Source organism: Sulfuricurvum sp. PD_MW2 (assembly GCF_002633015.1).
Lineage (GTDB): Bacteria > Campylobacterota > Campylobacteria > Campylobacterales > Sulfurimonadaceae > Sulfuricurvum.
The window spans coordinates 1-4,622 of sequence record NZ_NSIU01000048.1 but is presented as its reverse complement, the minus strand read 5'-3'; the positions used below and the strand labels follow the sequence as shown (position 1 = coordinate 4,622).

The 4,622-nt window shown below is 34.9% G+C and carries 5 protein-coding genes; all 5 read right to left on the bottom strand.

Annotated elements, in window-relative coordinates:
• On the bottom strand, nucleotides 1-646 hold a 646-nt coding region (locus CJD30_RS11385), incomplete at its 3' end, for a winged helix-turn-helix domain-containing protein (protein ID WP_294919228.1).
• A 3-nt stretch (nucleotides 647-649) separates the two neighbouring features.
• Nucleotides 650-2,110 (bottom strand): methyl-accepting chemotaxis protein, encoded by a 1,461-nt coding sequence (locus tag CJD30_RS11380; RefSeq protein WP_294919227.1) that lies wholly within the window; start codon nucleotides 2,108-2,110, stop codon nucleotides 650-652.
• Entirely contained in the window at nucleotides 2,079-2,588 is a 510-nt protein-coding gene (locus tag CJD30_RS11375) for a PAS domain-containing protein (protein ID WP_294919224.1), read from the bottom strand. Before CJD30_RS11375 ends, CJD30_RS11380 begins: the two co-directional genes overlap by 32 nt.
• Before the next feature lie 24 nt (nucleotides 2,589-2,612).
• Nucleotides 2,613-3,890, bottom strand: coding sequence for a methyl-accepting chemotaxis protein (locus CJD30_RS11370; protein WP_294919221.1), 1,278 nt, complete (start codon nucleotides 3,888-3,890; stop codon nucleotides 2,613-2,615).
• An 11-nt stretch (nucleotides 3,891-3,901) separates the two neighbouring features.
• On the bottom strand, nucleotides 3,902-4,282 hold the full coding sequence (locus CJD30_RS11365; RefSeq protein ID WP_294919218.1) for a PAS domain-containing protein: 381 nt from the start codon (nucleotides 4,280-4,282) through the stop codon (nucleotides 3,902-3,904).
• Between the last annotated feature and the right edge of the window lie 340 nt (nucleotides 4,283-4,622).

The following is a 4,622-nucleotide window of genomic DNA, read 5'->3' as shown; positions in this document are numbered from 1 at the left end:
GTATTATAGTATCTATCCACATATAACCGACACCACGAAAATTTTTAATAAATTTATGTGGTGGTAGTTTTTTTTGAGTTTTAGTGATCAAAGCACGAATGGTTGCACTTTTACAATGTGAAGATTTCCAAATATATTCACTTATTTCTTGTTCAGGGATGATTTGATTTTTTTTCTTCATAAATAAAGAAATTAATGATGCTTCATTTTTAGTAAAAATGTAATTTTTGTCGTAGTATGATAGCGTACTTCTTTTTTCATCGAAAAAATATCGATTGTTGGAATGTATATCTTTTATATGTAAGGACGGATATAAACGATTTAAATGTAGTTCAAACTCTTTCAACTCATACGGTTTTTTTATGTAATGATGATCCCCAGATGAAAAGCAATCGATAAGCACTGTTATATTATGATTGGATATCAGTGGTAGGATTGGTATGTTTTTTTCATTTAGTTTAGTAAAAGAACGACAAACATTCGGACCAAAGGTATCAATATCGATAATTATAAGATTAAATACACTGTTTGAATCAAGTATTTTTAGATCACTATAGTGGTCAATTTGATACCCTTTGGATGAGAGGAAAGTGTATAGGACATTGTTCTCTTTTGGGGGATTTTCAAAAAGAGCTATTTTTATCATAATTTATACTTTTAAAGTATGTGCATTGGCTTCAATAATCATTTTTTCAAGCAATTCAAATAAAACAGCACTGTTCGCTTCCATCTCCGTCATATTTTTTACGATCATATCTTTATTTTTGAGATCGAAACAGGTACTTGATGTAATACATTTAACCGTTTCTAAAACTTTTGTATGAACAGTTCTATGTGGAGTTTCTAACATTTTATAAGCTTGAGTATGAGCAAATAACTCTTTGCCACTACCGTTGTAATACCAATCTCCCAACCGACAATGATGATGATCAGAAAAGGCTATGGCATTGTTTGAATCTTGATGCATAATTGCCATATAAGCACGATCTTTATAAATAATATGATCAACTTTTACAAGCGTAGTAAAGAGAGAATCGTTGATGAGCTTTCCTGCTTTAGCTGAGTAATCTGCATTTGTAGAAAATTCATTAAGAACCGTTTCAAAATCGTTAATACTTGACTGTGATTTTGTTGCGATTTCTCCAATATGTTCAGAATTTCCTTGAATCTCAGTTGCTTCTTGTTGAAGACTTTGCAGAGTGATTGATATTTCTTGTGTCGCTTTTTGAGTTCTTTCAGCTAGTTTACGAACCTCGTCTGCAACGACGGCAAATCCACGTCCATGTTCACCTGCACGTGCTGCCTCGATAGCTGCATTAAGAGCCAAAAGATTTGTCTGATCCGCAATATCGATGATCAATGTTGCAACTGTATTGATTTCACGAGTCCGTTCATTTAAAGAGGCTATTTTATCATTGGAATCACCGATAAGATCGAGTAATCCTTGTAAATTAGATACGATTGTTCCGACACTTTTTTGACTTTTTTTAAGATTAGTGGCTGTTATCGATGACGATGCATTAATATTTTTAGCATATTCGGTATTTTTTTTGATATCATCTTGGATAATTGTTAGAGATTTTGATACACCACCGCTGATGCGTTCGAACTCTTTGTTAAGATCACTGCTCGCTTTACCTTTGAAAGATTCAGCGATTTCATTTACTGCTTTATTAACAACACTGCATACTACGGTAAAATCGCCTTTATACCCTTCTCTAAAAGCAATACGCCCATTGCTTCCTTTATTGGCATTATCAATGGATGAGCGAATGTCTCGCATTATTTGTTCAACTTGATCCAATAAATTATTAAGACTCCATGCAATTTCTTTCATTGGATGTGTTTGAGAAAAATCAACTACCCGTTCTGAAAGGTTCCCATTACCCGCACTTCCTAATACATGAGAAATTTGTTGGAAAAGATCATCTTTTGAGAGTTGTGCACTTGTTGATGTACCAGTAATAATCAAACCTATGGCAATGGAAGCTGTTGCGAATGCTGTTTCAATCCATAATCCCATTATTGCAAAATATAATGTTCCAGCAACTACACTCAGCAAAAAGAAAAGAGTTTGATTATTTTTGAAGGCTGAAAATAAATTGATCATATGTTACTCCATTGTCTTGTAATGTTTTTTCGAGAAGTTTGAGAGACGCATCGATTCCACCCCTTTGTTCTGCTGCTAAAAGCTGTGAATAAATCCCAGGTATAACCTGCAATGCCTTTTCACTCGGCTTTCGACGGACGGAGTGAAAATCTCGAATACTTCCATTGTGATTCAAGGTAGCCGTCACATTGGTAAAAACCCAATAGTATGAGCCATCTTTACAAAGATTTTTGACAAATGCAAAAATTTCCTCTTTCTTTTGGATACGATCCCATAGCAATTTAAAAACGCATTTAGGCATATCAGGATGGCGTAAAATAGAATGAGGAACACCGGAGAGTTCATGTGCCTCATAGCCGGACATTTGAATAAAGATTTCATTTCCATAAATGATCTTTCCGTGCGAATCCGTTTTGGAAACAATGAAATCATCCGGTTTTAAAAACTTCTGATTTTCTCTTGGGGCAGGGCGTTGCATGTCGGTATCCTCTCTTGAGTTGATTTATTTCGATCTATACTTGTCTAGAATTTGTTGTTTTCCCTCAAACACTTTTTTATCCGCTTCTTTAAAAATATAATGCGACGTCTCATTGATTCGAGATGCATACTCATTTAAATTATGGGCAGACTTTGCATTGATTTGTGTGATTTGATCTAACGATGCTATTGCATCATTAATTTGCATGATGCCTACCATTTGCTCACGGTTCGCATTTGTAACATCATGAACAATTTCATCTGTTTCGTTGATTTTTTCGGAAATGAGAATAAATTCTTTTTGCATATTTTGGGTTGTATGCAGTCCAAATTCTGATTTTTCACGTGCTTCGCGTGCAAGTGTTTGAATCTCTTTTGCCGCTTCAGCACTGCGATTGGCCAGGTTACGTACTTCTTGGGCAACGACTGCAAAGCCTTTTCCGGCTTCACCGGCGGTTGCCGCTTCGACTGCCGCATTTAAGCTGAGAATATTTGTCTGGAATGCAATATTATCGATAACATCTACTGTCCGATTTATCGCTTGAGCAACCGTAAAAATCTCATTCATTGCCTTAAGCCCCTCCAACGCAACCTGATTGCCATTTTCAGATGCTTTTTTTGCATCGCGCGTAACAGAGATCATCTTTTCAGCTTTAGCAACGTTGGATGAGACATTGGAGGTTAACTCTTCAATTGCGGCGGCTGTCTCTTCCAAATTTGAGGCTTGTTCATTGGCCGCAGTTGAGAGTTCATTTGCCCCTTGCAGCATTAATGTCGCATCTGTTTCTAAATTAATAGCATGATTCAGCTGCTCTTTTGATTGCTGAATCATGCTATTAATCATCGAGTTAACGTTTTGGATAAGACTTTTTAGATCATTCCCCCAATCATTATCTCGAAGTTGTGTTCGTAATGTATTATTTGATATTCGGTTAAACTCATCTTCTAGGGCATCGAAAAATTTACGTAAATTCTTCATAGTATCGTTATAGTATTTTAGTGATTCACTAAAAAGAACAGAAGCATTTTGTGTATTGTCGCTGAATGAACTTGGGATCATCTCACCGTCTTGGGCACGAAAGAGCGAGAGGGCTAATTGACCTGCCGAAAGATTGTTCGCATTGCGAATTTCTTTGTATTCACCTGCATTTTTCTCAATCATTTCTAATATCTCTTTTGCATATCCTGTGCTCTTAGGGGTATTTTCCGGTGTATATTCATTGACATGTCCGATTACATAATTATGATAATTTTTTATGGCATTGACGATTGATTCTTTTTCTTTATGACTCATTCCAAACATATTTCTTCCTATCACTTCATCGTTTTGTAAAGAGTATCGTATTTTTGAGCCTCTTGTTTTGTTGGTTTGTTTCGTAGACTAATATAACGAATCGATCCATCCGGTGCTACAACTTTTGAAGCAGTGGCATATACCCAATAAAAGTCTCCGTTCTTTGTTTTATTTTTTACAAATCCGTTCCAGGTTTTTCCTGCTTTTATTGTTGCCCATAAATCTGCAAATGCCGCTTTCGGCATATCTGAATGGCGTAGTATATTATGTGGTTTTCCCATCAATTCTTCTCGTGTATACCCGCTATAGCGTATAAAATCATCATTTGCAAATGTTATAATCCCTTTTTCATCGGTTTCTGATACGATCACACATTTATCATCAATTTGTATTTCTGCCATACATCACCTTTCCGTTTTTTAAATCTTTTAAAATGTTTATAATTGTTGACTATTTTAGTCTTAGTAAAGTCTCATTAATTACATTTTAATCACAAAATATTTTTTATTTACTAAAAATGAGACTTTTTTGAGATTGTTTACAAGTAGTATCAACGAAGGTTTTAAACAAGGATTAGTTCTATGCTTACAGATCTAAAAAAAACAAATCTTCTATTAATTGAAGATGATCTTGAATATACAGACAGTAATATAAATGTGCTACAAAGGTTTGTCTCGAAAATATTTCATGCTACCAATTCGACAGAAGCTTTAAAATTATTGGAGTTGCATCGTATAGATT

Bases quoted from the DNA above. Each gene is read 5' to 3' on its own strand.
- CJD30_RS11365 (WP_294919218.1), bottom strand. From the start codon at position 4,282: ATGGCAGAAATACAAATTGATGATAAATGTGTGATCGTATCAGAAACC.
- CJD30_RS11375 (WP_294919224.1), bottom strand. From the start codon at position 2,588: ATGCAACGCCCTGCCCCAAGAGAAAATCAGAAGTTTTTAAAACCGGAT.
- CJD30_RS11370 (WP_294919221.1), bottom strand. From the start codon at position 3,890: ATGTTTGGAATGAGTCATAAAGAAAAAGAATCAATCGTCAATGCCATA.
- CJD30_RS11380 (WP_294919227.1), bottom strand. From the start codon at position 2,110: ATGATCAATTTATTTTCAGCCTTCAAAAATAATCAAACTCTTTTCTTT.